Source organism: Candidatus Tectomicrobia bacterium, from assembly GCA_016192135.1.
Lineage (GTDB): Bacteria > UBA8248 > UBA8248 > UBA8248 > UBA8248 > 2-12-FULL-69-37.
This window is the reverse complement of record JACPUR010000040.1, coordinates 1-26,386: the sequence shown is the minus strand read 5'-3', so window position 1 is coordinate 26,386 and position 26,386 is coordinate 1. Positions and strand designations below refer to the sequence as shown.

The 26,386-nt window shown below is 69.0% G+C and carries 26 protein-coding genes; 25 read left to right on the top strand and 1 reads right to left on the bottom strand.

Annotated features, from left to right (window positions below):
• Positions 1 to 56 precede the first annotated feature (56 nt).
• Positions 57 to 1,658 (bottom strand): hypothetical protein, encoded by a 1,602-nt coding sequence (locus tag HYZ11_16910; GenBank protein ID MBI3129291.1) that lies wholly within the window; start codon positions 1,656 to 1,658, stop codon positions 57 to 59.
• 340 nt (positions 1,659 to 1,998) lie between these two features.
• Here HYZ11_16910 and HYZ11_16905 point away from each other — a divergent pair, with 340 nt between their 5' ends.
• The 25 genes from HYZ11_16905 to HYZ11_16785 all read left to right on the top strand — a co-directional run.
• Positions 1,999 to 2,868 carry an EamA family transporter gene (locus HYZ11_16905; GenBank protein MBI3129290.1) on the top strand — a complete coding sequence of 290 codons (870 nt, stop codon included), beginning with the start codon at positions 1,999 to 2,001 and terminating at the stop codon, positions 2,866 to 2,868.
• Between the two features lie 64 nt (positions 2,869 to 2,932).
• Positions 2,933 to 3,583, top strand: a complete 651-nt coding sequence (locus HYZ11_16900) for a tetratricopeptide repeat protein (protein MBI3129289.1) — start codon at positions 2,933 to 2,935, stop codon at positions 3,581 to 3,583.
• 152 nt (positions 3,584 to 3,735) lie between these two features.
• Positions 3,736 to 4,092 (top strand): NADH-quinone oxidoreductase subunit A, encoded by a 357-nt coding sequence (locus HYZ11_16895; GenBank protein MBI3129288.1) that lies wholly within the window; start codon positions 3,736 to 3,738, stop codon positions 4,090 to 4,092.
• On the top strand, positions 4,083 to 4,580 hold the full coding sequence (locus HYZ11_16890) for an NADH-quinone oxidoreductase subunit B (GenBank protein ID MBI3129287.1): 498 nt from the start codon (positions 4,083 to 4,085) through the stop codon (positions 4,578 to 4,580). Before HYZ11_16895 ends, HYZ11_16890 begins: the two co-directional genes overlap by 10 nt.
• An 83-nt stretch (positions 4,581 to 4,663) precedes the next feature.
• Positions 4,664 to 5,221, top strand: a complete 558-nt coding sequence (locus HYZ11_16885; GenBank protein MBI3129286.1) for an NADH-quinone oxidoreductase subunit C — start codon at positions 4,664 to 4,666, stop codon at positions 5,219 to 5,221.
• Between the two features lie 35 nt (positions 5,222 to 5,256).
• Positions 5,257 to 6,477: an NADH-quinone oxidoreductase subunit D gene (locus HYZ11_16880; protein ID MBI3129285.1), complete on the top strand. Its 1,221-nt coding sequence runs from the start codon at positions 5,257 to 5,259 to the stop codon at positions 6,475 to 6,477.
• 19 nt (positions 6,478 to 6,496) lie between these two features.
• Positions 6,497 to 7,096 carry an NAD(P)H-dependent oxidoreductase subunit E gene (locus HYZ11_16875; GenBank protein ID MBI3129284.1) on the top strand — a complete coding sequence of 200 codons (600 nt, stop codon included), beginning with the start codon at positions 6,497 to 6,499 and terminating at the stop codon, positions 7,094 to 7,096.
• Positions 7,097 to 7,121: 25 nt separating this feature from the next.
• Positions 7,122 to 8,420: an NADH-quinone oxidoreductase subunit NuoF gene (gene nuoF / locus HYZ11_16870; GenBank protein MBI3129283.1), complete on the top strand. Its 1,299-nt coding sequence runs from the start codon at positions 7,122 to 7,124 to the stop codon at positions 8,418 to 8,420.
• 19 nt (positions 8,421 to 8,439) lie between these two features.
• Positions 8,440 to 11,016 carry an NADH-quinone oxidoreductase subunit NuoG gene (gene nuoG / locus HYZ11_16865; GenBank protein MBI3129282.1) on the top strand — a complete coding sequence of 859 codons (2,577 nt, stop codon included), beginning with the start codon at positions 8,440 to 8,442 and terminating at the stop codon, positions 11,014 to 11,016.
• Entirely contained in the window at positions 11,013 to 11,999 is a 987-nt protein-coding gene (nuoH, locus tag HYZ11_16860) for an NADH-quinone oxidoreductase subunit NuoH (protein ID MBI3129281.1), read from the top strand. The genes nuoG and nuoH (HYZ11_16860) overlap by 4 nt, the downstream gene beginning before the upstream one ends.
• Positions 12,000 to 12,037: 38 nt before the next feature.
• On the top strand, positions 12,038 to 12,517 hold the full coding sequence (gene nuoI, locus HYZ11_16855; protein ID MBI3129280.1) for an NADH-quinone oxidoreductase subunit NuoI: 480 nt from the start codon (positions 12,038 to 12,040) through the stop codon (positions 12,515 to 12,517).
• A gap of 33 nt (positions 12,518 to 12,550) precedes the next feature.
• On the top strand, positions 12,551 to 13,075 hold the full coding sequence (locus tag HYZ11_16850) for an NADH-quinone oxidoreductase subunit J (protein MBI3129279.1): 525 nt from the start codon (positions 12,551 to 12,553) through the stop codon (positions 13,073 to 13,075).
• A gap of 25 nt (positions 13,076 to 13,100) precedes the next feature.
• Positions 13,101 to 13,403, top strand: coding sequence for an NADH-quinone oxidoreductase subunit NuoK (gene nuoK, locus HYZ11_16845; GenBank protein ID MBI3129278.1), 303 nt, complete (start codon positions 13,101 to 13,103; stop codon positions 13,401 to 13,403).
• Positions 13,404 to 13,415: 12 nt separating this feature from the next.
• Entirely contained in the window at positions 13,416 to 15,317 is a 1,902-nt protein-coding gene (gene nuoL / locus HYZ11_16840) for an NADH-quinone oxidoreductase subunit L (GenBank protein ID MBI3129277.1), read from the top strand.
• A gap of 249 nt (positions 15,318 to 15,566) precedes the next feature.
• Positions 15,567 to 17,135 carry an NADH-quinone oxidoreductase subunit M gene (locus tag HYZ11_16835; GenBank protein MBI3129276.1) on the top strand — a complete coding sequence of 523 codons (1,569 nt, stop codon included), beginning with the start codon at positions 15,567 to 15,569 and terminating at the stop codon, positions 17,133 to 17,135.
• Complete coding sequence (locus tag HYZ11_16830; protein ID MBI3129275.1) at positions 17,132 to 18,607, top strand: NADH-quinone oxidoreductase subunit N; 1,476 nt, start codon at positions 17,132 to 17,134, stop codon at positions 18,605 to 18,607. Before HYZ11_16835 ends, HYZ11_16830 begins: the two co-directional genes overlap by 4 nt.
• 148 nt (positions 18,608 to 18,755) lie before the next feature.
• Complete coding sequence (gene ndhC / locus HYZ11_16825; GenBank protein MBI3129274.1) at positions 18,756 to 19,151, top strand: NADH-quinone oxidoreductase subunit A; 396 nt, start codon at positions 18,756 to 18,758, stop codon at positions 19,149 to 19,151.
• Positions 19,142 to 19,624, top strand: coding sequence for an NADH-quinone oxidoreductase subunit B (locus tag HYZ11_16820; GenBank protein ID MBI3129273.1), 483 nt, complete (start codon positions 19,142 to 19,144; stop codon positions 19,622 to 19,624). The genes ndhC and HYZ11_16820 overlap by 10 nt, the downstream gene beginning before the upstream one ends.
• Before the next feature lie 164 nt (positions 19,625 to 19,788).
• On the top strand, positions 19,789 to 20,220 hold the full coding sequence (locus HYZ11_16815) for an NADH-quinone oxidoreductase subunit C (protein MBI3129272.1): 432 nt from the start codon (positions 19,789 to 19,791) through the stop codon (positions 20,218 to 20,220).
• Positions 20,221 to 20,305: 85 nt separating this feature from the next.
• A complete protein-coding gene (locus HYZ11_16810) occupies positions 20,306 to 21,403 on the top strand; it encodes an NADH-quinone oxidoreductase subunit D (protein ID MBI3129271.1) in 1,098 nt (365 codons plus the stop codon).
• A gap of 59 nt (positions 21,404 to 21,462) precedes the next feature.
• A complete protein-coding gene (nuoH, locus tag HYZ11_16805; protein MBI3129270.1) occupies positions 21,463 to 22,428 on the top strand; it encodes an NADH-quinone oxidoreductase subunit NuoH in 966 nt (321 codons plus the stop codon).
• A gap of 16 nt (positions 22,429 to 22,444) precedes the next feature.
• Positions 22,445 to 22,954 (top strand): NADH-quinone oxidoreductase subunit J, encoded by a 510-nt coding sequence (locus HYZ11_16800; protein ID MBI3129269.1) that lies wholly within the window; start codon positions 22,445 to 22,447, stop codon positions 22,952 to 22,954.
• 22 nt (positions 22,955 to 22,976) lie between these two features.
• The gene (gene nuoK / locus HYZ11_16795) at positions 22,977 to 23,276 is read left to right on the top strand and encodes an NADH-quinone oxidoreductase subunit NuoK (GenBank protein MBI3129268.1); all 300 of its coding nucleotides are present in this window, start codon (positions 22,977 to 22,979) and stop codon (positions 23,274 to 23,276) included.
• A gap of 7 nt (positions 23,277 to 23,283) precedes the next feature.
• The gene (gene nuoL / locus HYZ11_16790) at positions 23,284 to 25,311 is read left to right on the top strand and encodes an NADH-quinone oxidoreductase subunit L (protein MBI3129267.1); all 2,028 of its coding nucleotides are present in this window, start codon (positions 23,284 to 23,286) and stop codon (positions 25,309 to 25,311) included.
• Between the two features lie 23 nt (positions 25,312 to 25,334).
• The coding region (locus HYZ11_16785) for an NADH-quinone oxidoreductase subunit M (GenBank protein MBI3129266.1) at positions 25,335 to 26,386 on the top strand (1,052 nt) is incomplete at its 3' end.

Sequence of the window (26,386 nt, the reverse complement as noted above, 5' to 3'; positions counted from 1 at the left end):
AGGCGAAGGCCCGCGGGCGGGGGACGGCCGTCCCGCCCGCGGGGCCGGAAGCGCTCCTATTCGCCGAGCCAGACCTTCTGGAACGTGTTGTTGTCGTAGACGGTGGTCGCCTGGCGGTAGTTCTTGAGGCGCGTGTCCTCAAAGAACCATCCCTCGATCCAGGAGATCACGATGTTGGGATGATCCGGCTTCGAGAGGATGTAGCGCTGGAGGTCGTGATAGATCTTCACGCGCTTGGCCTTGTCGGTCTCGCGCAGGCCCTTGCCGATGAGCTCCTCGATCTTCGGGTCCTTCCACCGCGTGTAGTTCCGGCCCCCGTCCCCGCTGTAGGTGAGGGCGAACATGCTGTGGGGGTCGGACAGGACCATCGCCGTGTCCTGGGAGCTGATGATCGTGAAGTTGCCCGAGCCCCAGTTGCGGAAGCCGACCGCGCTCTCGTAGGTCTTGAAGTTCACGCGGATGCCGATCTTCCGCAGCTGCTGGATGATGAGCTGGCTGCGGTCCACGTAGTCGGCCACGGCCCGAGTGGCGACCTCGACCTCCACCCCGTTCGGGTGGAGCTTCTGGACGATCTTCCTCGCCTCCTCGATGTCCTTTTCCTTCGTGGCCGGGTTGCACCCGGGCGCCTTCAGCACCTCTTCCCGGGGGAGCGCGAATTCCCCGTAGAGCTTGGGGTCGAGGAGGTTGCAAGGCGTGCCCGCGCCCTCGAACACCTTGGCGACGACCTCGTGGGGGTTGATCGCCAGCCGGACGGCCCTGCGCATCTCCGGGTTGTCGAAGGGCTTCTTCTTGGGGTTGAGGTAGGTGATGAATACCGTGTTGATCGGCCAGGGGTATATCTTCACCCGGTCCCCGCGCGCCTTCTTCACCTCCTCCGCCTGGGACTTCGACATGGGGGGCCAAGTGTCCCAGAGCATCACCTTGCCCGCCTTGGCGGCCGCGAGCTGGGTGGGCCGGCCCACCAGGACGAACTGCCTCACCCCGTCCACGTAGGGGAGGCCCTTGGCGTAGTAGTCGGGGTTGCGCTCCCACTCGATGATGCTGCCCCGCTTGTAGTCCTTGAGCTTGAAGGGCCCCGTGCCGACGATGCTCTTGGCCGAGTTCAGGTTGCCGTCGCGGTCGAGGACGTGCTTGGGGACGATCCGGCACCACGCCGAGGCGATTGAGGGGATGAAGGTGCCGGCCGGATGCTTGAGCGTGAACTTGACCGTATGGTCGTCCGCCGCTTCGATCTTCGCGAGGATGGGCTTGATCAGGGTGCCGCAGCGGGGGCTGCGGAAGTCCTTCCCCGTCACGCGCTGAAAGGTGGCCACCACATCCCGGGAGGTGAAGGGCTTGCCGTCGTGCCACTTCACCCCCTGGCGGAGCTTGAAGGTGAACACCGTCCCGTCCGCGGAGGCCTCGTAGCCCGTCGCCAAGTCGGGGACGGGCTCGCCCGGCTTCTCGGGGTCGTGCTGGAGGAGGCCGCTGAAGACGCCCCCCGTGGCCTGCTGGTGGGCGAGGGCCGACTCGCCGTGTACGTCCAGGCGGGTGGGGTCGGCGTAGATGAACCAGTTGACGATGCCGCCGCGCTTGGGCTCCGCCGCCCGGGCGGGGAGCGCGAAGGCCAGGGCGGCCGCCAGCGCGGCGAGAACCAGCGGTATTGAGCGGGTGCGCATGGGATCCTCCTCCTGGAAAATGGGGAGCGGTCCGTGGAGCCGGATTGGGGCCCGCGGCCTTCCCCCGAGGGGGGACGCCGGCCCGGTCTCTCCTCCCGCCTGGGACAAAGGCGGGGAAGCCGTCTTCTTCGGGCATGACAGCGAAAGAAATGGCGAGAGTTTCGAATATGAAAATAAGTAGGAATGAGCGTATGGTGCGAGTTTCCCGTATTTTGGGGATGGATGCAAGACAGAAATTTGAGCGCCGGAAAGTCCCGCCCGGCGCGGTTGCGCGGTTGCGCGGTTGAGGAAGGGAGGGTAGAAGACCTTTCCGTCTCCGACACCTTGAAAAGGGGCAGCCTTGGATTGGGTGACGCTCTCCCTCGTCTCGGCCCTGGCCCAGACCTCGCGCAACGCGGCGATGAAGTCGCTGGGCCACAAGCTGGACGAATACATCAACGTCCTGGGCCGCTTCGTCTTCCTACTCCCCTTCGCCGCCGTGGCGGTCGCGGCGACGGGGGTGCCCGAGATCCGGCCCTCCTTCTGGGCGGCATGCGCCCTCTTCGCCTTCGCCCAGACGGCCGCCACCCTCACCCTCTCCAAAGCCCTGCTCTATGGGAAGATCGGGGTCGTCACCTCGATCTGGAAGCTCTCGATCATCTGGCTCGTGCTGCTCTCCTACTTCACCCTGGGGGAGGCCCCCTCGGCCTGGGGGCTGGCGGGCGTCCTGGTGGCCTTCGCGGGGGTGTACTTCCTGAACGCCTCGCGCGCGCGCGTCTCGCCGTGGGAGCCGGTGCGGCTCGTCCTCTCGGACAAGGGGCTGCGCTACGGCCTCATCTCTTCTTTCCTGTACGCCCCTTCGGTCATCTGCTTCAAATGGGCGGCCGTCTCCTCGAGCGCCGCCTTCGGCACCCTGGGGACCTACGCGGCGGCCTCCCTGCTCATGCTCCCGATCGCCCTGCGGCAGTCCGCCCGGCACTTCCGCCAGGTCCCAGCCCACTGGAAGGGCTTCGCGGGGATGGGTTTCTTCGCCTTCGTGAACAGCTACGCCCTAGCGGAGGCCTACCGGCTGACCCTGACCTCCTATGTGGAGTCGGTGAAGCAGACCGAGATCCTCTTCGCCATCGCCATGGGGTACCTCTTCTTCCGGGAGCGGGAGCGGCTGGGGGAGGCCCTCCTGGGCGGGGGCATCGTGCTGGCGGGGCTCGTGCTGGTCATCCTGGGGGGGTAGGGAACATCCGGCCGGGGCTGGGTGTTCCCAAGGTAAAGAGGAAAAGGGAAGGGAGGGAAAACCCATGGCGCCGCGGGGAATCCGGGCTTTTCTGCTGGCGGCCGCGCTGGCCCTGCCGGGCTCCGCCCCGGGGGCGGGGGCCGCCCCAGCGGATGACCTCCTCCCCCGCCTCAGGAGCCGGGCGGCCGGGGAGCGCATCGAGGCCGTCCAGAAGCTGGGGGAGACGGGGAGGATGCGCCATTCGGCCCCGCTGGCCGCCCTCCTCAAGGACGAGGACGCCGGGGTCCGCGACGCCGCCCACGACGCGCTCTGGGCCATCTGGATGCGCTCGGGCGACCCCGAGGTGGACGCCCTGATGCGGCGCGGGGTGGTGTGGATGGAGCAGGGCCTCCCGGAGAAGGCGGTCGAGACCTTTTCGGAAATGATTGAACTCAAGCCCAACTTCGCCGAGGGGTGGAACAAGCGGGCGACCGCCCTCTACATGGCCAAGCGCTACCGGGAGTCCGTGGCGGATTGCGAGAAGACCCTGGCCTTGAACCCCCACCACTTCGGCGCCCTCTTCGGCCTGGGCCTCAACTACGTCGGCCTCAGGGACTGGGAGGGGGCCATCTCGGCCTTCCGGAAGACCCTGGTGGTGCTCCCGCACTCCGAGGCCGCCGCCCGCTACATCGAGGCCATCGAGCGGGCGCTCGCGGAGTCCCGGAAGAAGCTCTGACCCGGCCCGGGAAGTGAAAGAAACCGGTATTCCGGACCGGGGATTCCTTGACACCCGCCGCACCCCCACCCTAATATGATTCAAGACTGCGGGCGGCCCCCGCTTATCTTGACCGGCGGGCGCGCGCCCCCTGGTCCTTGTGGAGGCTGATCTTGCCCCGCGAATACGTGCCCATCCTCGCCCTTCTCGTCCTGGCGGGGGGCTTCGGCCTGGTGACCCTGGCCATAACCTTCCTCTTCGGGAAGCGGCGCCCGACGGCGAAAAAAGCGGCGGCCTACGAGTGCGGGATCGTCCCCCAGACGAGCGCGCGGGGGCGCTTTTCCGTCAAGTTCTTCCTGGTGGCCATTCTCTTCATCGTCTTCGATGTGGAGACGGTCTTCCTCTATCCGTGGGCGGTCGCGTTCCGGGACCTCGGGCTCTACGGGTTCGCCGTCATGCTGCCTTTCATGGGCCTCCTGGTGGCCAGCCTCGTCTACGAATGGAAACGGGGAGCCCTGGAATGGGATTAGAGGAGAAACTCGAGGGGCAGGTGGTCCTGGGCAAGGCCGCCGACGTGATCAAGTGGGCCCGGAAGAACAGCATCTGGCCCGCCCTCTTTGGGCTGGCCTGCTGCGCCATCGAGATGATGTCCACCTCGGCCGCCAAGTACGACATCTCCCGCTTCGGGGCCGAGGTCTTCCGCGCCTCGCCGCGCCAGGCGGACCTGATGATCGTGGCCGGGCGGGTGTCGCGGAAGATGGCCCCGGTCCTTCGCCAGATCTACGACCAGATGCCGGAGCCCAAGTGGGTCATCTCGATGGGCGCCTGCGCTTCGACCGGGGGCGTCTTCAACAACTACGCCCTGGTGCAGGGGGTGGACGAGGTGGTCCCGGTGGACATCTACGTGCCGGGCTGCCCCCCCCGGCCCGAGACGCTGATCGACGGGATCCTGAAGCTCCAGAAGAAGATCGAGGCCGAGGGCCTGTACCGGGATCGCGCGCCCGCCTCCCAGGCCTGAGACGGAACACCCTCTCTTTCCGCGGCTCCCCCGGGGCCGCGGCCCGGCCGGGAGAGGGGTGACCCGAAAAAAGGGAACACCGAGTGATCGAGGAAACCCAGGAATCCGCCCAGGCCGCCCGTCCTGAGGATGCGGACCCGGACGTGCAGGCCCTGCGCGCCCGCTTCGGCGGAGCGGTCCTCGCCGCCCGGGAGCACCGCGGGCAGATCGCGGTCGAGCTCGCCTCCTCGGCCCTGCCGGAGGCGGCGCGCTTCCCGCGGGACGAGCGGGGCTTCAAGCTGCTGAGCTACGTGGCCGGGGTGGACCGGCTGGAGCTGCCGGCGGAGCACCGCTTCAAGGCGAGCTACGCCCTCCTGGACATGGCCCGGGCCAAGCGCCTCCGGCTCGACGTGCCCTGCGAGGACGATCTCGAGCCCCGCCTGCCGAGCGTGGCCTCCGTGTGGCCCGGCGCGGCCAGCCACGAGGCGGAGGCCTACGACCTGGTGGGGATCGTCTTCGACGGCCACCCGGACCTCCAGCGCATCCTGACGCCCGAGGGGATGGAGGGGCATCCGCACCGCAAGGATTTCGACGTCTCGGCCGAGCCGGTGGAGTTCACCTTCCGCGAGACGCCGAAGGGGAAGCCCGAGGCCAAGGAGTAAGCGCCGCCCCTTCAGGGCCCGGCGCGGGAGCCGTCATGGCGCAGGAAACCCGAAGATCGCCGCTCGACTCGGATCTCCTGGGCCCGATCCGCACCGAGTCCCTCACCCTCAACATGGGGCCCCAACACCCGAGCACCCACGGCGTGCTGCGCCTCGTGCTCGAGATGGAGGGGGAAACCGCCATCTCCTGCAAGCCCGTCATCGGCTACCTCCACACCGGCATCGAGAAGAACATGGAGGTCAAGACCTACAACAAGGCCCTCCCGATGACAGACCGCATGGACTACCTGGCGCCCCTGTCGAACAACCTGGGCTACGTCCTCGCGGTGGAGAGGCTCCTCGGCATGGAGGTCCCCCGGCGGTGCCGCTGGCTCCGGGTGCTGCTCACCGAGCTGACCCGCATCCAGAGCCACCTGGTCTGGCTGGGCACCCACGGCCTGGACCTGGGCGCCATGACGGTCTTCCTCTACTGCTTCCGGGAGCGCGAGGTCATCCTCAAGATCTTCGAGAAGGTCTCGGGGGTCAGGATGATGACCAGCTACTTCCGCGTCGGCGGGGTGGCGCGCAAGCCCTACCCCGAGTTCTTCGACGACTGCCGGCGCTTCCTCTCCACCTTCCCCGATCGGGTGGACGAGTACGAGGAACTGCTGACCGACAACCCCATCTACCGCCGGCGGACCGAGGGCGTCTGCCCCATCTCGGGCGAGGCGGCGGTCGCCTGGGGCATCACCGGGCCCTGCCTCCGGGCCAGCGGGGTGGACTACGACATCCGCAAGCGCGAGCCCTACTGCGGCTACGAGGAGTTCGACTTCGAGGTGCCGCTCGGGCGCAACGGCGACGTGCTGGACCGCTACCGGGTGCGCATCGCCGAGATGCGCCAGTCCCACCGCATCTGCATGCAGGCCCTCGACGGGATGCCCGAGGGGCCGCTCATGTCGGACGACCGCAAGGTGGTGCCCCCCCCCAAGGAGCAGCTCGCCTACGACATGGAAGCGCTCATCCACCACTTCAAGATATTCACCGAGGGCTATCACGTCCCGGCGGGCGAGGTGTACCAGGTCATCGAGTCGCCACGGGGGGAGCTGGGCTACTACATCATCAGCGACGGGAGCCCCAAGCCCTACAAGGTGAAGGTGCGGGCCCCGAGCTTCTCGAACCTGTTCGCGCTCCCGGAGATCGTCCGGGGGTCGCTCGTGGGGGACGTCGTGGCCGCCATCGGAAGCCTCGACATCGTCCTGGGCGAGATCGACCGGTGAGGATCAGGAAAGGAACGAGATGGCGCTAGGCGCGCGGTTCCCGCACTCCCCGAGGGAGGAGCGGTTCGAGTTCACGCCCGAGAACCGGGCCGAGCTCGACCGCATCCTCGCCAAGTACCCGCAGAAGCGCTCGGCCCTCATCCCGGCGCTGCACCTGGCGCAGAAGCAGGCGGGCCACATCACGAGCGCCGTCATGCAGCACGTGGCCTCGCTCTTCGAGCTCTCCCCGATGGACGTCTGGGGCGTGGTGAGCTTCTACACCATGCTCAAGACCAAGCCCGTCGGGAAGCACCACTTCATGGTGTGCGACAACCTCTCCTGCGCCTTGCTGGGGGCGGCGGGCATCCTGCGCCACCTGGAGCGGCGGCTGGGCTGCCGCGCGGGCCACACCCGGGCCGACGGGAAGTTCTCCGTCGAGCGGGTCGAGTGCCTGGGGGCGTGCGGCGGGGCGCCCTGCCTCCAGATCAACGAGGACTACTTCGAGCACGTCACCCCCGCCCTGGTGGACGAGCTCGTGGCCGCGCTGGAGAAGGGCGAGCCGGTCTCCCCCGTCGGGGCGGACGAGGCCGCGCCGCCGCGCGAGGGCGCCGGCGCCGCGCGTGAGAAGGCCGCCGGCTGAGGCCGGGGGCGGGGAAAGCGGAAAAATGGCGATCCGCTACGAGAAGATCGTGACCTCGCGCTTCGGGGACCCCGAGGCGCTCACCCTCGCCGGCTACGAGGCGACGGGGGGCTACCAGGCCGTCCGCAAGATCCTGGGCAAGATGGAGCCCAAGGACGTCATCGAGCTGGTCAAGGCGTCGGGGCTCAGGGGCCGGGGCGGGGCGGGCTTCCCCTGCGGGCTCAAGTGGAGCTTCGTGCCCCAGAACCTGAACCCTAAGTACCTGGCGGTGAACGGGGACGAGGGCGAGCCCGGCACCTTCAAGGACCGCGAGCTGATGATCCGCGATCCCCACCAGCTCATCGAGGGCATCCTCATCGCCTGCTACGCGGTGGGCATCGCCAAGGCCTACATCTACATCCGGGGGGAGTTCGACGCCCCCTGGCGCTCGGTCGAGCGGGCGCTGGGCGAGGCCTACGCCAAGGGCTACATCGGGGAGAACATCCTGGGGAGCGGCTTCGGCTGCGACATCTACACCCACCGGGGGGCCGGAGCCTACATCTGCGGGGAGGAGACGGGCCTGCTCGAGTCCCTCGAGGGCAAGCGGGGCCACCCGAGGCTCAAGCCCCCCTTCCCGGCCGTGGTGGGGCTCTACGGGAAGCCCACCGTCATCAACAACGTCGAGACCCTCTCGAACCTCCCCCACATCGTGAACAAAGGGGCCGAGTGGTTCGCCGGGATCGGCATCGACGAGAAGAACACGGGCACCCGCATGTACTGCGTCTCCGGCCACGTGAAGAAGCCGGGCCTCTACGAGCTCCCCCTGGGCCTCACCTGCGAGGAGATCATCTTCGGGCACGCGGGGGGCATGCGGAACGGCAAGGGCCTCAAGGCCGTCATCCCGGGCGGCGCGAGCGCCCCCGTGCTCACGGCCCAGGAGGTCATCGAGGGCAAGGTGAAGATGGACTTCGACGCCCTGGCCCGCGCCGGGAGCATGGGCGGGAGCGGCGGCGTCATCGTGATGGACGAGACGGCCTGCATGGTGCAGGCGGCCGGGCGGCTCGCGCGCTTCTTCGAGCACGAGTCCTGCGGGCAGTGCTCGGTGTGCCGCGAGGGCACGGGCTGGGTCTCGGAGATCCTCAACCGGATGGAGGCGGGCGGGGGCCGGGCGGACGACCTCGCCACCCTGGCCTCCATCGACCCCAACATGCGGGGCAACACGATCTGCGTCCTCTCGGACGCCTGCGCCATGATGTTCGGCGCCTTCCTCAAGAAGTTCCACGGCGAGTTCGAGGCCCACGTCGCGGAGGGCCGCTGCCCGCTCGGCAGCCCCTACCCGGGATGAGGCGGGAGCGAAAGGCGGAGTGATGGCGGAACCGGAGATCACCTTCACCCTAGACGGGCAGGCGCTCAGCGCCCGCAAGGGCGAGCCCATCCTGGAGGCGGCGCTCAGGCGCGGGATCCACATCCCCCACTTCTGCTACCACCGCTACCTCTCGGTGGTGGGGCAGTGCCGCGCCTGCCTGGTCGAGGTGCTCGACGCGGGGAACGGCAAGCCCATCCCCAAGCTCCAGCCCTCCTGCGCCACCCCGGCCGCGCCGGGGATGGTGGTGAGCGCCCTGACGCGCCGGGTCAAGGAGGCCCAGGAGGGGGTGTTCGAGTTCCTCCTCAAGAACCATCCCCTCGACTGCCCGGTCTGCGACCAGGGGGGGGAATGCCCCCTCCAGGACCAGACCATGGCCTACGGCAAGCCCGTCAGCCGCACCCACGAGCTGCGGCGCATCTACCCGCGCAAGGAGATCAGCGCCTACGTCAAGCCCGAGATGAACCGCTGCGTGCACTGCACCCGGTGCATCCGCTTCAGCCACGAGATCGACGGCGGAGGCGAATTCGGCTGGGCCCACCGGGGCGACCGCACCGAGGTGGGCGTCTTCGAGGACCTGCCCCTGACCAGCATCGTCTCGGGCAACGTCATCGACATCTGCCCCGTGGGCGCCCTGACCGACAACAAGTACCGCTTCACCGCCCGCGTCTGGGAGATGAGCCACGTCGCCGGCCCCTGCACGCTGTGCAGCGTCGGCTGCCGCCAGCGCGTCTGGCGCATGGGGACCGAGCTCAAGCGCGTGACGGGGGCGGAGAATCCCCAGGTGAACGACTCGTGGATCTGCGACGTGGGGCGCTACGGCTGGAGCGGGGCACACGCCGCCGAGCGCATCCTGCGCCCGATGATCCGGCGCGGGGAGCGCCTCGAGCCGTGCTCCTGGGCCGAGGCCCTGGGCGCCGTCGCCCGGCGGCTGAACGCCGTCCGCTCCGAGGGGGGCGGCTCCGCCGTGGCCGGGCTGGGCGGCGCCTGGGCCACGAACGAGTCCGCCTTCCAGTTCGGCGCCTTCTTCCGCGACGCGCTCGGGAGCAACAACGTGGACTGCCGCGTCCACCCCCGCGACCTGGCCCAGACCGAGGCCCAGCTCGCCGCCTTCGGCGCCATCGGGGGGCTGGGGCGCATCGAGGACCTGGGCCGCTCCAAGGCCATCCTCCTCGTGGGGAGCGATCCTTTCGAGGAGCATCCCATCCTGGCGCTCCAGATCCGCAAGGCGGCCAGGGCCGGGGCCGCCGTGGTGAGCGTCCACCCCCGGCGGGTCGACCTGCGGCTCGCCGGGGTCCGGCACCTGAACCCCCTGCCGGGTGGGACCGCCCGCGCCCTGCGCGCCCTGGCCAAGGCCCTCTCCGAGGCGGCGGCCCCCGGGGGCGAGGGCGCCGAGGCTTACTCGCGGGTCCTCGCCTCGGCCGATTTCGGCGCCCTCTGCCGCGAGGCCGACCTCGACCCCCCGGAGGTCCGGGCGGCCGCCCAGGCGCTCCGGGCCGAGGGCGGGGCGGCGGTGCTGGCCGGCCCCGGCGCGGACGACGAGGCCTCGGCCGCCGAGGCGGCCAACCTCGCGCTCCTGCTCCACGCGGGGCTCCTCTTCGCCACCCAGGGCCCGAACCTGCAGGGGGCGCTCGACATGGGCCTCCACCCCGGCCTCCTGCCGGGCGGCAGGCCCCTCTCGGACGCCGTCGCCCGCGAGGCCTGCCGGGCCTCCTGGGGCGGCTCCGTGAGCGAAACCCCGGGCCTAGCCTCGGGCCAGATGTGGGACGCGCTGAACAACGGCCGCGTCCGGGCCCTCTACCTCTTCCAGTGCGATCCGGCGGCCGAGCATCCCGACGGCGCGAGGGTGCGGCGGGCGCTCGAGGCGGCGGAGTTCGTCGTCCTCCACGCCTCCCACGAGAACGCGAGCGTGGCCTACGCCGACGTGGTGCTCCCCGCCACCACCCTCTACGAGGAGGAGGGGACGGTGACCAACCTCGAGCGGCGGGTGCAGCGGCTGCGCCGGGCCCTCAAGCCCCTGGGCGAGGCGCGGGAGCCCTGGCGTGCCTTCGCCGAGCTGAGCCGGCTGATGGAGGCCCCGATGAAGGCGGCCTCGCTGGACCGCATCCGCCTCCAGGCGCGCGCGCTCGCGCCGGAGTACGCCGCCGCCTTCGCCCGCCTCCCGGAGGAGGGCGTGCACCTCGCCCGGGAGCGCGGGGGGGCGTTCCGCCCCGCGGCGCTGCCCCCGGCGGCGGCCCCGGCCGAGGGGCTGCGGCTCATGCTGGCGCCGGCGCTCTGGCTCTCGGGGAGCTACGCCGCCTCGGCCTATCACCTCAAGGACATGCCCCCCGCCGCGCTTCGCCTCTCGCCCCCGGACGCCGACCGGGTCGGGGCGGGGGAGGGCGAGGAGGCCGAGCTCGATCTCGGCGGGCGGGCCTACCGCCTGCCCGTCCGGGTGGACGCCTCGCTCCCGGTGGGGCTCGCGCTCGCGCCGGAGGGCTACCTCGCCGCGCTCCGGGGCGGCATCGAGGCGGGCGGGTCCCGGGGCGGCGTCACCGTCAAGGTCCGGGCCGCGGCCCGGGCGGGAGCGGGCGCATGAGCCTGGCCGACCTCGCCGTGATGCTGATCAAGGTGGCTGGCGCCTTCGGGGCGCTCCTCCTGATCGCCGCGTACATGACCTGGGCCGAGCGCCGGGTGTTCGCGCTCGTGCAGGTGCGCTACGGCCCGAACCGGGTGGGGCCGGCGGGGCTCCTGCAGCCCATCGCGGACGGCATCAAGCTCATGTTCAAGGAAACGGTCATCCCCGCCCAGGCGGACAAGCTGATCTTCGTCCTGGCGCCCCTGCTCTCCCTCGTGCCCGCCATGGCGGCCATCGCCGTCGTCCCCTTCGGGAGCTCGGTCACGGTCTTCGGCCGGCAGGTGGACCTCGTCGTGGCCGACGTGAACGTGGGCATCCTCTACATCTTCGCGATGGGGGGCATCGGGGTGTACGGGATCGTGCTCGGGGCCTGGGCCTCGAACAGCAAGTACCCCCTCCTGGGCGGGCTGCGCTCGGCGGCCCAGCTCATCAGCTACGAGCTGAGCCTCGGGATGTCGCTCCTGGGGGTGGTGCTCATCACGGGGAGCCTGAGCCTCAAGGACATCGTCGAGGCGCAGGCGGATTATCCCTTCATCCTGCTCCAGCCGCTCGGCTTCCTCCTGTTCCTCGTCTGCATGTTGGCCGAGACGAACCGGGCGCCCTTCGACCTCCCGGAGGCCGAGAGCGAATTGACGGGCGGGTTCCACACCGAGTACAGCAGCATGCACTTCGCCATGTACTTCCTCGCGGAGTACTGCAGCATGATCACGCTCTCCGCGGTGGCGGCGACGTTCTTCCTGGGCGGCTGGCGGGGGCCCTTCCTGCCGCCGGTCGTCTGGTTCCTGCTCAAGGTGTTCGCCTTCATGTTCTTCTTCATGTGGGTGCGGGCCACCACCCCCCGGCTGCGCTACGATCAGCTCATGGCGTTCGGCTGGAAGGTGCTGCTCCCCCTCGCCATCCTGAACGTGGTGGCGACGGCGGGGGTGATGGCCCTGCTGGGCTAGCCGCCGCCTCCCGAGGGAGGCAAGCGGAGGGAAAAGAGATGCTGGGCGAGATCGTCCGGGGGCTTTGGGTCACGCTGAAGCACTCCTGGAAGAGCCGGGTGACGGTGCAGTACCCGGACGAGAAGGAAGAGATGCCCAAGGGCTACCGCGGGCTGCACAAGCTCCTCCGGTGGGAGGACGGCCTCGAGCGCTGCGTGGGCTGCAAGCTCTGCTCGGCCGCCTGCCCGGTGGACTGCATCTTCGTCGAGTCCGCCGAGAACGACCCGGCGCGGCCCACCTCCAAGGGCGAGCGCTACGCGAGCATCTACGAGATCAACGAGCTGCGGTGCATCTTCTGCGGCTACTGCGAGGAGGCCTGCCCCGTCGGGGCCATCGTGCTCGGCAACGAGTACGAGTTCTGCGAGGACCACCGGGACAAGTTCCTCTACGAGAAGCAGGATCTGCTGGTCAAGCGGACCGGGGATTATCCCGAGCTCAAGGCCCGCTACGACGAGAAGAAGCTCCTCACCTATGTCTAGGGGAGCCCACCGTTCGAGGGAGGGAGGCCGCTAGTGGCCGGGCAGCTGCTCTTCTATCTACTGGCCCTGATGACGGTGGGCGGCGCCGTGGCCGTGGTGGCGCTGCCGAACCCGCTCTACTGCGTCCTGAGCCTCGTGCTCACCTTCCTGGGGCTGGCGGGGCTCTATCTCTCCCTGAACGCCCAGTTCGTGGCGGTCGTGCAGGTGATCGTGTACGCGGGCGCCATCATGATGCTCTTCCTCTTCGTCGTGATGCTCATCGACCTGAGGGCCGAGGAGAGGGGGGCGCTCCGGCTCCCCTTCCAGAAGCTCGCCGGAACCATCATCGCCCTGGGCGTCTTCGCCGGACTGATCAATCTGTTCGTCTCGACCCCCCTGCGGACCGGGGCGAAGGGGCTCTTCCCCCCCGGGCGGCTGGCCGAGATAGGCACCGTGCAGGCGGTGGGCAAGGTCCTGGTGACGCAGTACGTGCTCCCCTTCCAGGCGATGGGGGTGCTGCTGTTCGTGGGCATCGTGGGGGCTGTGGTCCTGGCCCAGCGGCGGACCCGCCAGGGATAGGGCGGGCGGGAAGGAGGACGGGGTGCTGGCTCCCCTCGAGCATTACCTGATCCTGAGCGCGGTGCTCTTCACGCTGGGCGTGGTGGGCGTGGTGGTGCGCCGCAACGCCATCGTGGTCTTCCTGTGCATCGAGCTGATGCTGAACGGCGCGAACCTCGCGTTCATCGCCCACGGGAGCGCCCTCGACTCGCTGGACGGCCAGCTCGTCGTCTTCTTCGTGATGGCGGTGGCGGCGGCCGAGGCGGCCATCGGCCTGGCCATCGTCGTGCTGATCTACCGGAACCGGGAATCCACCGACGTGGATGAAATGAACCTGCTGAAGCTGTAGGCAGGGGGGGCCGTGCTCACACTCATCTTGCTGTTTCCGCTCGCGGGCGTCCTGGTGAACCTCCTCTTCGGCCTCCGGCGGGGGGAGAAGTTCGCCGGCCGGGTCGCCACGGGGGCCATCGCGCTCTCCTTCCTCGCGGGGGCCTGGGGGTTCCTCTCCCTGCTGAGCCTGCCGCCCGGGCAGCGGGCGCTGCGCTCGTTCCTCTTCGAGTGGATCCCGGTCGGGAGTCTCAGCGTCAAGGCCAGCTTCCTGCTGGACCCCCTCTCCTCGGTCATGGTGCTGGTGATCACCGGGGTGGGCGCCCTCATCCACCTCTACTCCATCGGCTACATGCACGGCGACCGGGGGGCGGCGCGCTACTTCATCTACCTCAACCTCTTCGTCTTCTCGATGCTCACCCTGGTGCTGGGGGACAACTTCCTGGTGCTCTTCGTGGGCTGGGAGGCGGTGGGGCTGTGCAGCTACCTCCTCATCGGCTTCTGGTACGAGCGCGACTCGGCCGTCGAGGCGGGGAAGAAGGCCTTCATCGTGAACCGGGTTGGGGATTTCTGCTTCCTCATCGCGCTCTTCATGATCCTGTTCCACTTCGGCTCGCTGGACTTCGGCGTGGTGCTGCCCCAGGCGGCCTCGGTGCTGGGGGCGGGGACGGCCGCCGCGACCCTCGTCTGCCTGCTCCTCTTCGGGGGGGCCACGGGCAAGAGCGCCCAGATCCCCCTCTACGTCTGGCTGCCGGACGCCATGGAGGGCCCCACCCCGGTCTCGGCCCTCATCCACGCCGCGACCATGGTGACGGCCGGCGTCTACATGGTGGCGCGCACCAACGCCCTCTTCGCCCTCTCGCCGCTCGCCATGGGGGTGGTGGCCGCCATCGGGGCCCTGACCCTGCTGATGGCGGGGACCATCGCCCTCGTCCAGAACGACATCAAGCGCGTGCTGGCCTACAGCACGGTGAGCCAGCTCGGCTACATGTTCCTGGCGGCGGGGGTGGGGGCCTACACCGCCGCCATCTTCCACCTGATGACCCACGCCTTCTTCAAGGCGCTCCTCTTCCTCGGCGCGGGGAGCGTCATCCACGCCCTGCATGGGGAGCAGGACATCCGCCGCATGGGGGGCCTGCGGGCGGGCCTGCCGGTGACGCACTGGACGTTCACGGTAGGGGGGCTGGCGATCGCCGGCATCTTCCCCTTCGCGGGCTTCTTCAGCAAGGACGCCATCCTCTTCGCGGCCATGACCTCGCCGCGCGGGGGGCTCCTCCTGTGGCTGGCGGGGGCGGCGGGTGCCCTGCTGACCGCCTTCTACATGTTCCGCCTCATCTTCAAGGTCTTCCACGGCAGGTGCGCCCTCCCCATCGAGCAGCAGGCCCGGCTCCACGAGTCCCCCCCGCCGATGCGCGTCCCCCTCCAGGTGCTGGCGCTGCTCTCCATCGCGGGCGGGTGGGTGGGCATCCCGCTCATCCACGGGGCGGACGTCTTCGGGGCCTTCCTGGCGCCGGTCTTCCCCAAGGCCGGGGACGGGCACCAAGAGGCCGTCCTCGAGGTGGCGATGATGGCCGTGTCGCTCGCCATCGCCTTCTTCGGGATCTTCCTGGCCTACCGCTTCTACGTGCAGGCCCAGGGCGTGGGCGCCTCCTACGCCCGGAGGTGGCCGGGGCTCTACCGGCTCCTGGTGAACAAGTACTGGGTGGACGAGATCTACGACGCCTGGATCGTGCAGCCCATCAAGCGGGGCTCGATCTGGGCGTGGCGGAACTTCGAGGAGGGCCTCATCGACGCCGCCGTGAACGGCGCGGGGGCGGCGGTGCAGGCGGCCGGAGGGGCGGTGCGCCGCCTCCAGACCGGCTACGTGAAGAGCTACGCCGTGGCCATGCTGGCGGGCGCGTTCGCGATCCTGATCTACCTGACGGTGCGCGGCTAGGCGGGGCGGCGCGCAGCCAGGGGCGTGTGGAATTTCTCCCTCTCCCTTTGGGAGAGGGTTGGGGTGAGGGAAGGTTAGTGGCGGGCCGTGATATTTCCCTCACCCCCGGCCCCTCTCCCCCCTCCCGAACCGGCGGGCCGGTTCGGGGACCCGAAGAGACGGGGAGAGGGGGGAGGCGACGCAAGTTATTCGAGACGGCGCCGGGCCTTTGAGCTTTCTGGCGGGCGCTGGGGAAGCCGAGGAGGAGAGGTGGCCGGTTTTCCGTTGCTGAGCTCGATCCTGTTCCTGCCCCTGGCGGGGGCGCTGCTGCTCCTCCTCCTGCGGGAGGACGGCGAGGCGGGGCGGGGGCGCGTCCGCCTGGCGGCGCTCGGCGTCTCGCTCGCCACCTTCGCCCTCTCCGCCGCGCTCTACCTCGGGTTCGAGGGCGGCACCGCCCGGATGCAGTTCGTCGAGGCGGCCCCCTGGATGCCCCGGTTCGGCGTCGCCTACAAGGTGGGGGTGGACGGCCTGAGCCTGCCCCTGGTCCTGCTGACCACCATCCTCACCCCCATCGCCATCCTCTTCTCCTGGGGGGACGTGGACCGCCGGGTGCGGCTCTACCACATCTCCCTCCTCATGCTGGAGACGGGGATGATAGGGGTGTTCGTCGCGCTGGACTTCTTCCTCTTCTACGTGTTCTGGGAGGCCATGCTCCTCCCGATGTACCTCATCATCGGGATCTGGGGCGGGGCGCGGCGCATCTACGCCGCGATCAAGTTCTTCCTCTACACCATGGCCGGCAGCATGCTGATGCTGGTCGCCATCCTGTGGCTCTACTTCGCCTCGGGGGGCCAGACCTTCGACATCCTGGCCCACCTCGAGCGCCCCCTGGACGCCTCCGTCCAGGGCTGGCTCTTCGCGGCCTTCGCCCTCTCCTTCGCCATCAAGGTGCCGATGTTCCCCTTCCACACCTGGCTGCCCGACGCCCACGTGGAGGCCCCGACGGCCGGGAGCGTCATCCTGGCCGGGGTGCTCCTCAAGATGGGCACCTACGGCTTCATGCGGCTGGCCATGCCGCTCTTCCCGAGCGCCGCGCGCGAGTTCGCCCCGGTCATCCTGGCGCTGGCGGTGGCGGGCGTCATCTACGGGGCGCTCATGGCCATGGTGCAGACCGACGTGAAGAAGCTCGTCGCCTACTCCTCGGTGAGCCACCTGGGCTTCGTCATGCTGGGGCTCTTCTCCTTCAACCTGCTCGGGGCCTCGGGCGGGGTTCTTCAGATGGTGAACCACGGGGTGAGCACGGGGGCGCTCTTCCTCATCGTGGGCATGCTCTACAGCCGGCGCCACACCCGGCTCATCGCCGACTACGGCGGCATCGCCCGGGTGACGCCCGCGCTGGCGGCCTTCTTCGTCCTGGCCTCGCTGAGCAGCATCGGGCTTCCGGGCCTGAACGGCTTCGTCGGGGAGTTCGCCATCCTGGCGGGCGCCTTCCAGCGCAGCCCGGCCCTGGCGGCCGCGGCGGCCCTGGGGGTGGTCCTCTCGGCGGTCTACATGCTCTGGATGCTCCAGAGGGTGCTCTTCGGGAGCCGGCTCTCCCCCGCGAACGCGGGCCTGCGCGACCTCTCGGCCCGCGAGTGGGCCGTGCTGGCGCCCATGGTCTTCCTCATGTTTTGGATCGGCCTCTACCCCAAGCCGCTGCTCGAGAAAATCGAACCCTCGGCCCAGGCCTGGCTCACCCAGGTGGGGCGGCGGGTGCTCAGCGTCGAGGCGCCGGGCGAGGACCCGCGCGGTGTCCCCTCGGCCCTGGCCGACCGCCTCCGGAAAGGAGGCCGGCCGTGACCGTCCCCTTCCCGCAGATCCAGTGGGCCTACCTCCTGCCCCTCATCCTGGTGGTGGGAGGGGCCGTCTTCATCCTCTTGTGGGACGTGTTCTTTCCCCGGCGGGAGCGCTCCTTCCTCGTGACGGCCGCGCTGGCCGTGCTGGCCGCCGCCCTGGGGGCCTCCGCCGCGGCCCAGCCCGGCAGCGAGGCCGCCTCGCTGGGCGGGATGTACCTCTACGACGGCTTCACGCGCTTCGTGTTCGTCCTCATCCTCCTGGCGAGCTTCATGTCGGTCCTCATCTCGGCCGCCCAGCGGAGCCTCGACGAGGCGCCGGCGGGGGAGTACCTGGGCCTCATCCTCTTCGCCACCTCGGGCATGATGCTCATGGCGGCCACCCGAAGCCTGCTCATGGTGTTCGTGGGGCTGGAGATCTTCTCCCTGGCCCTCTACGTCCTGGCCGGCTTCCTGCGGGGGCGGCCGGAGGGGAACGAGGCGGCGCTCAAGTACTTCCTGCTGGGCTCCTTCGCCTCGGGCTTCCTCCTCTACGGCATGGCGCTCATCTTCGGGGCGACCGGGTCGGTGGACCTCCTGGAGATCGCCCAGCGGCTGACGACCCACCCGCCGTCGCGGAGCCCCTCTTTCCTGGCCGGGCTGGGCTTCGTGGTGGTGGGCCTGGGCTTCAAGGTGGCGGCGGCGCCCTTCTACATGTGGACGCCCGACGTCTACGAGGGCTCCCCCACGGCGGTCACGGCCTTCATGTCGGTGGGGCCCAAGGTGGCGGCCTTCGCCGCGTTTTTCCGCCTCCTGCTCGCGGTGGGCCCCCAGGCCGGGACCCAGCTCGACGCCGTCCTGTGGGTGATGGCCGCCCTCACCATGACGGCCGGGAACGTGGCCGCCATCTGGCAGTCCGACGTCAAGCGCATGATGGCCTACTCGAGCATCGCGCACGCGGGTTACATCCTCGTGGGCCTGGCCGCCGCCCGGCGGGGGAGCGACCTGGCCGCCGGGAGCTTCCTCTTCTACATGCTGGTGTACGGCCTGATGAACATGGGCGCCTTCTGCGTGGTGGCCGCGGCGGGGGCCCGGGGGGAGGAGCGCATCCGCATCGAGGACTACGCCGGCATGGGCTACACCCGCCCCGGCCTGGCCGCCGCGATGGCCCTGTTCATGGTGGCCCTGGCGGGGCTCCCGCCGACGGGCGGGTTCGTGGCCAAGTTCTACCTCTTCGGCGCCGGGGTGAAGGCCGGCCTCGTGTGGCTCGTGGTCATCGCCGTGCTGAATAGCGTGGTCTCGGTCTACTACTACCTCCGCCTCGTCGTTCTGATGTACATGCGCGAGCCCGGGGAGGAGCCCGCCCGCCCGTCCCGGGGCCCCGGCTGGAGCTACGCCCTGGCGGCGCTGCTGCTGGCCGCGGCGGGCATCCTCAATTTCGGAATCTTCCCCTCCGCGTTCTTCGAGCTGGCCCTGCGCTCCACGCTCCTGCTGAATTAACGCCGGGCGGGGTTGGATTTCCCCCGGGGCCATGCTATAGAACGGGAATCGAAAAGCCCCCGCCCGGGGGGGATCAGGCGGGGCAGGAGGCCTGGGAGGCGCCCCCCCGCAAAGGGGCGGGGGAGCGCCGATTTTTCGTGAGGAGCCAATGGCGGAGCTGCTGGGGGCGTTTTTCCGCGACTACCAGTCGATCAACGCCTACGTGCCCATCTTCATCTTCACCCTGGTGGCCTTCGGCTTCGCGGGGGTGACGCTCGTCGCCGCCCTGCTGGTGCGGCCCAACCGGCCCGACGCGGCCAAGCTCTCCCCCTACGAGTGCGGCATCCCCCCGCTGATGGAGGCAAACGAGCGCTTCTCGATCCGCTTCTATCTGCTGGGCATCCTGTTCCTGCTGTTCGACGTCGAGGCCGTGTTCCTCTTCCCCTGGGCGGTGCAGTACGACTCCCTGGGGCTGTTCGGCTTCATCGAGATGATGCTCTTCATCGCGGTCCTGCTGGTCGGATATTTCTACGCCTGGAGGAAGGAGGCGTTGGAATGGGCTTAGTGGAAGGCAAGTTCAACGACAACTTCATCACCACCCGGGTCGACGGGCTGGTCGCCTGGGCGCGCAAGAGCGCGCTCTGGCCCATGACGTTCGGCCTGGCCTGCTGCGCCATTGAGATGATGGCCTCGGGCGCCTCGCGGTACGACTTCGACCGCTTCGGCGTCATCTTCCGCGCCACGCCCCGGCAGTCGGACGTGATGATCGTGGCGGGCACGGTGACGCACAAGATGGGGCAGGCCCTGCGGCGGGTGTACGACCAGATGCCCGAGCCCCGCTGGGTCATCGCCATGGGCAACTGCGCCACCTGCGGCGGCCCCTACGCGAACTACGCCGTGATGCAGGGGGTGGACGAGGTCGTCCCGGTGGACGTCTACGTCCCCGGCTGCCCGCCCCGCCCCGAGTCGCTGATGTGGGGCGTCATGCAGCTCCAGAAGAAGATCGAGCAGGAGCGCTACATCCGCCGCCCCGCGTAAGGCGGCCAGGGAATCCGATGGCAGACGAAGCACAGCCGGACGGCAAGGAGGAGGGCGCCGGGTCCGCCCCCGCGGCGGCGCCGGCCCCGCCGGCGCAGGACCTGCGCGAGCTCGTGGAGCGCGAGCGGCCGGGCGCCGTCCTCGAGCAGACCGCCTACAAGGACATGGCCGACGAGGCCACCCTGGTCCTGCGCGCGGAGGCGCTGGTCGCGGCGGCCACCCTGCTGCGCGACCACCCCTCGGCCCGCTTCCGCCTGCTCTCGGACCTCACGGCGGCCCACTGGCCCGGGGAGGAGCGCCCGTTCCACGTCGTCTACCATCTGTACAGCTTCGACCATAACCGGCGGCTCCGGCTCAAGGTGAAGCTCCGCGACGGGGAGGAGGCCCCCTCCGTCACCGGCGTCTGGAGCGGGGCCAACTGGATGGAGCGGGAGGCGTACGACCTGTTCGGGGTGCGCTTCAAGGGCCACCCGGACCTCCGGCGCATCCTGCTGCCCGAGGACTGGGGCAGCCACCCCCTCCGGAAGGACTATCCCCTGGAGGGCCGGGGCGAGCGGGTGTACACCAAGCCCAAGCGCAAGGAATTCGGCGAGTGAGCGCCCGCCCCGGAGCGGGCCTCGCGTGGGAGAGCGCGTGATGTTCGAGGTGGAGTCCTCCACCCGGATCGAGCGCTCCTCGGTGCTGCCCGGCACCGAGGAGCTCATCATCAACATGGGGCCGCAGCACCCGAGCACCCACGGCGTGCTGCGGGTCATCCTCCGCCTCGACGGCGAGACGGTGACCGACTGCGACTGCGACATCGGCTACCTTCACCGGGGCACCGAGAAGATCGGCGAGAACATCACCTACACGATGTTCATCCCCTACACCGACCGGCTCGACTATATCGCCGCGCCCTCGAGCAACCTCGCCTGGGTGACGGCGGTGGAGAAGCTCTTCGGCTGGGAGATCCCGATGCGGGCCCACTACATCCGCACCATGGTGGCGGAGTTCTCCCGCATCTCGAGCCACCTGCTCTGGCTCGCGACGCACGCCCTCGACATCGGGGCGATGACAGTGTTCCTGTGGTGCTTCCGCGAGCGGGAGATGGTGCTCGACCTCTTCGAGCAGGCCTTCGGCGCGCGGCTGACGGTGAACGCCTTCCGCCTGGGCGGGCTCTACCAGGACGTGCCCCAGAAGTTCCTGGACCTCTCGCAGGAGTTCGTGGACCTCTTCCCGGCCCGCATCGGCGACTACGAGACGCTCCTCACCGACAACCGCATCTGGCTCCAGCGAACCCGGGGGGTGGGCGTCATCTCGGCGGACGACGCCATCGACCTGAGCCTCACGGGCCCGATCATCCGGGGGAGCGGCGTGCGGTGGGACATCCGCCGGGCCCAGCCCTACGCGGCCTACCCCTACCTGGACTTCGTGGTCCCGGTCGGGGAGAACGGCGACGTCTACGACCGCTACCTGGTGCGCGTCGAGGAGATGCGCCAGAGCAACCGCATCATCCAGCAGTGCCTCGCCCAACTCCCCAAGGGGCCGGTGAGCTGCAAAGTGCCGCGCACGATCAAGCCGCCGGCGGGGGAGGTCTACCACAGCATCGAGAATCCCAAGGGCGAGTTCGGCTTCTACCTCGTGAGCGACGGCTCGGAGACGCCGTACCGGGTGCGCATCCGCCCCCCCTCGTTCGTGAACCTGAGCGGCCTCAAGAAGCTCGTGATGGGCGGCCTGGTGGCGGACGTGGTGGCCATCATCGGAAGCATCGACATCGTCCTGGGCGAGTGCGACCGCTGACGCGCCCGGCGTAGAGCTCCGGAGCCGGAAGGCCGGAGAGAGGAGTCCCGCGGTTGGGTATCGTGGCAGAGGCGCTCATCGCCCTGGTGAAGATAGCCGTCGTCCTGGGCGTCGTCTCCCTGGTGGTGGCTTACCTCACCTACCTCGAGCGGAAGATCATCGCCCACATCCAGATGCGCCTCGGCCCCATGCGGGTGGGCTGGCACGGGCTCCTCCAGCCCATCGCCGACGGCCTCAAGCTCTTCCTGAAGGAAGACATCATCCCCGACAAGGCGGACAAGATCGTCTTCGTCATCGCGCCCGTCATGGTGCTGGTGCCGGCCTTCGTGGTGTACTCGGTGCTGCCCTTCAGCCAGAACTTCTACATCACTCAGATCAACGTCGGGATCTTCTTCATCCTGGCGGTGAGCTCGCTCGGGGTCTTCGGCATCGTCATGGCCGGCTGGGCCTCGAACAGCAAGTACAGCCTCCTCGGCGCCCTCAGGAGCGCCGCCCAGATGCTGAGCTACGAGATCTTCCTGGGCTTCTCCCTCATCGGGCCCCTGATGCTGGCCGGCTCGCTGAACCTCCAGCGGATCGTCGAGGCGCAGGGCGACGTCTGGTTCGTCTTCTACCAGCCGCTGGCCTTCGTGGTGTTCTTCATCGCCTCGCTCGCGGAGACGAACCGGGTGCCCTTCGACCTGCCCGAGGCCGAGACCGAGCTGGTGGCGGGCTTCCACACCGAGTACAGCGGCATGAAGTTCGCTTTCTTCTTCCTGGCCGAGTACGCGAACATCATGGTGACCACGGCGGTGGCCGTGGCCCTCTTCTTCGGGGGCTGGCAGGGGATCGATTGGATCCCCCTGCCCGGCTTCGTCTGGTACCTGCTGAAGATGGGCGTCCTCATCTTCGTCTTCATCTGGCTCCGCGCCACCCTGCCGCGCTACCGCTACGACCAGCTCATGCGGCTGGGGTGGAAGTTCATGTTCCCGCTCGTGATGGCGAACATCTTCTTGACCGGGCTCGTGAAGTACCTCTTCCTCTAGCCGGCGGAGGGCCGCCTTGGAGCTGCTGTTCTTCTACATTTTCGCGGCGGGCATCGTGGGGGCGTCGCTGCTGATGGTGACGCGCGCCAACGTCATCCACGCCGCGCTCTCCCTGGTTCTCGCCTTCCTGTTCATGGCGGGGTTGTTCGTGCTGGCGGGGGCGGAGTTCCTGGCCGGGGTGCAGATCCTGGTGTACGCCGGCGGCATCATGGTGCTCTACCTCTTCTCGATCATGCTGATGAACGTGGGGGTGAGCATCCGCCTCAGGCAGTGGCACCGCCAGAGCGTCCTCGCCCTGGCCGCCGCCCTGCTGCTGGCGGCCGAGATCTGGATGGTCCTGGGGCGCGGGGGCTACCCCGAGGCCCGGCGGTGGCCCTGGAAGCTCGGGGAGACGCCGGGCAACGTGGAGGCCCTGGGGCAGGTGCTCTACACGAAGTTCCTGTTCCCGTTCGAGGTCGCCTCGATGCTCCTGCTGGCGGCCATGATCGGGGCCATCGTCCTCGCCAAGCGGCGGATCACCCGCTAGGCGCGGGGGGAGGGGAGCCTTGATACCGCTGACGCACTTCCTGGCGCTGGGCGCGATCCTCTTCCTCATCGGGGCGGCGGGCGTCCTCATGCGCCGCAACGCCATCATGATCCTGCTCAGCATCGAGCTGATGCTGAACTCGGTGAACGTCACGTTCGTGGGCTTCGCCCGCCAGTGGGCCGACCTGACCGGGCAGGTGTTCGCCATCTTCATCATCGCCGTGGCCGCGTGCGAGGCCGCCGTGGGGCTGGCCATCCTGATCTCGCTGAACCGGGACCGCCAGATGGTGAACGTGGACGAGATCAACCTTCTCAAGTGGTAGGGAGCGCATGATCCGGTACGCGTGGCTCATCCCGCTGTTCCCCCTCGCGGGGGTGCTCATCAACGGCCTGCTGGGCTCGAGGACCCGCGGCGCGGCCGGGCACCTCGCCACCCTCATGGCCGGGCTCTCCTTCCTGGTGGTGCTGGGCATAAGCCGCGAGATGATCCTGGGCCCGGGCGGCTCCCACACCGTGGCCGTCTGGGACTGGATCACGGCCGGCAAGTTCAGTGCCTCCCTGAGCTTCCTCATCGACCCGCTGAGCACCATCATGCTGCTGGTGGTGACGGGGGTGGGCTTCGTCATCCACCTCTACTCCATCGGCTACATGCACGGCGACCCCGGCTACCCCCGCTTCTTCACCTACCTCAACCTCTTCATGGTCTCCATGCTCCTCCTCGTCATGGGGGACAACTACCTGGTCATGTTCGTCGGCTGGGAGGGCGTGGGGCTGTGCAGCTACCTGCTGATCGGCTTCTGGTACGAGAAGAAATCCGCCTCCGACGCCGGGAAGAAGGCCTTCATCGTCAACCGCATCGGGGACGCCGGGTTCCTGCTGGGCATGTTCCTCATCTGGTCCCTGACGGGGAGCTTGGCCTACGGCGAGGCCTTCAAGGCCGAGCTGGCCGCCCCCGCCGCCACGGCCATCGGGCTCCTCCTCTTCATCGGGGCGATGGGCAAGAGCGCCCAGATCCCCCTCTACGTCTGGCTGCCGGACGCCATGGAGGGCCCCACCCCGGTCTCGGCCCTCATCCACGCCGCCACCATGGTGACGGCGGGGGTCTACATGGTGGCCCGCACCAGCCCCATCTACGTCCAGGGGCCGGCGGCGCTCGAGGTGGTGGCCCTGGTCGGGGCGCTCACGGCCATCTTCGCCGCCTCCATCGGCCTCGTGCAGAACGACATCAAGCGCGTGCTGGCCTACAGCACGGTGAGCCAGCTCGGCTTCATGTTCATGGCCCTGGGCGTGGGCGCCTTCGCCTCGGGCATCTTTCACCTGATGACCCACGCCTTCTTCAAGGGCCTGCTCTTCCTGGGGTCGGGGAGCGTCATCCACGCCCTGCACCACGCCCCGGCCGACCAGCAGCAGGACATGCGCTACATGGGCGGCCTGCGGTCCAAGATGCCCGTCACCTACGGGACCTTCCTCATCGGGGCCATCGCCATCGCGGGGGTTCCCCCCTTCGCCGGCTTCTGGAGCAAGGACGAGATCCTAGCCGGCGCCTTCTTCTCCGGGCACTACCTGGTGTGGGGGCTGGGGACGGCGGCCGCCTTCATGACGGCCTTCTACATGTTCCGCCTCATCTTCATGACCTTCCACGGCGAGATGCGGGTGGACCACCACGCCCGCGAGCACATCCACGAGTCGCCCGCCACGATGACCGTCCCGCTCGTCATCCTGGCCGTCCTGAGCGTGGTGGGGGGCATCCTCCCGGGCTTCCCGCCCGACGCGGGCTGGATCCACAAGTTCCTGGCCCCCTCGCTGGCCAAGGCCCCCGCCGCGCACGCCGCGGCGGGCGAGGGCTACCGGATCGTGAAGGCCGCGGCCGGGGCCGGGGAGCCGGGCGGCGGGCACGGGACGGTGGGAATCGTCCTCATCGCGCTGGCCATCGCCGTGGCCCTGGGCGGCATCGCCCTGGCCTGGCGGATGTACATGCGCGACACCGCCGCCCCGGGCCGCCTGGCGGCGCGCTTCCCGGGCCTCTACCGGGTGCTCCTCAACAAGTACTACGTGGACGAGTTCTACCAGGCCTGCATCGTGGAGCCCATCTACCGGCTCATGCGCGCGCTCTTCAACTTCGACCAGCGCGTGGTGGACGGCGCGGTGAACGGGAGCTCCTTCCTCACCGTGTGGACCAGCCGGCTCTCGGGGCTCTTCGACCTCAGGACGGTGGACGGCGCGGTGAACGGCACGGCCTCGGTGCTGGCGTTTTTCGCCCAGCTCCTGAAGTTCATCCAGTCGGGGATGGTGCAGAACTACCTCTTCATGATGCTCCTGGGCGTCTTCCTCATGGTGAGCGCCTACCTGTTCCGCTGAGGGCGTAGGGGTTTGGAGGGATTATGAACATGCCGCTTCTGACGCTGATCACCTTCCTGCCCGTCCTGGGCGCGGTGATCGTCATGCTCTTCTTCCAGAGGGAGCGGACGGGGGCGATCAAGGCCTTCGCCACGGGAGTGGCGGCGGTGGACTTCCTCCTCTCCGTCCCCCTCTGGACCCGCTTCGACACGGCGCAGGCCGGCTTCCAGTTCGTGGAGAAGGCGGCCTGGATCCCCTCCATCGGGGTGAGTTACTTCGTCGGGGTGGACGGGATCAGCGTCCTTCTGGTGCTCCTCACCACCCTCACCATGCTGGTCTCGGTGGTGTGCTCGTTCAGCGCCATCCACGAGCGCGAGAAGGAATACTACGTCTGCCTGCTCCTGCTCGGGACGGGCATGCTGGGCACCTTCATCGCCCTCGACCTCTTCCTCTTCTACGTCTTCTTCGAGATCACCCTCGTGCCGATGTACTTCCTCATCGGCATCTGGGGCGGGCCCCGGAAGCTCTACGCCGCGATCAAGTTCTTCCTCTACACGCTGTTCGGCAGCGTGCTCATGCTCCTGGGAATCCTCGCCCTCTACTTCGTCAACGTGAAGGTGGGCACGGGGCGCCTCACCTTCGACATCGTCGAGCTCTACGCCGTGGGGCCGAAAATCCCGCTCTCCCTCCAGGTGTGGATCTTCCTCGCCTTCTTCATCGGCTTCGCCATCAAGGTGCCGATGTTCCCCTTCCACACCTGGCTGCCCGACGCCCACGTCGAGGCGCCGACGGCGGGGAGCGTCATCCTGGCCGGCATCCTGCTGAAGATGGGCACCTACGGCTTCGTGCGCTTCGCGCTGCCGCTCCTGCCCCAGGCGAGCCAGGTCTTCGTGCCCTTCATGGTGCTGCTCTCGATCATCGGCATCATCTATGGCGCCCTGGTGGCCATGGCCCAGACCGACGTGAAGAAGCTCGTCGCCTACTCCTCGGTGAGCCACCTGGGCTTCGTCATGCTGGGCGTCTTCGCCCTGAACGAGCAAGGGGTCCTGGGCGCCCAGCTCCAGATGATCAACCACGGCATCAGCACCGGGGCGCT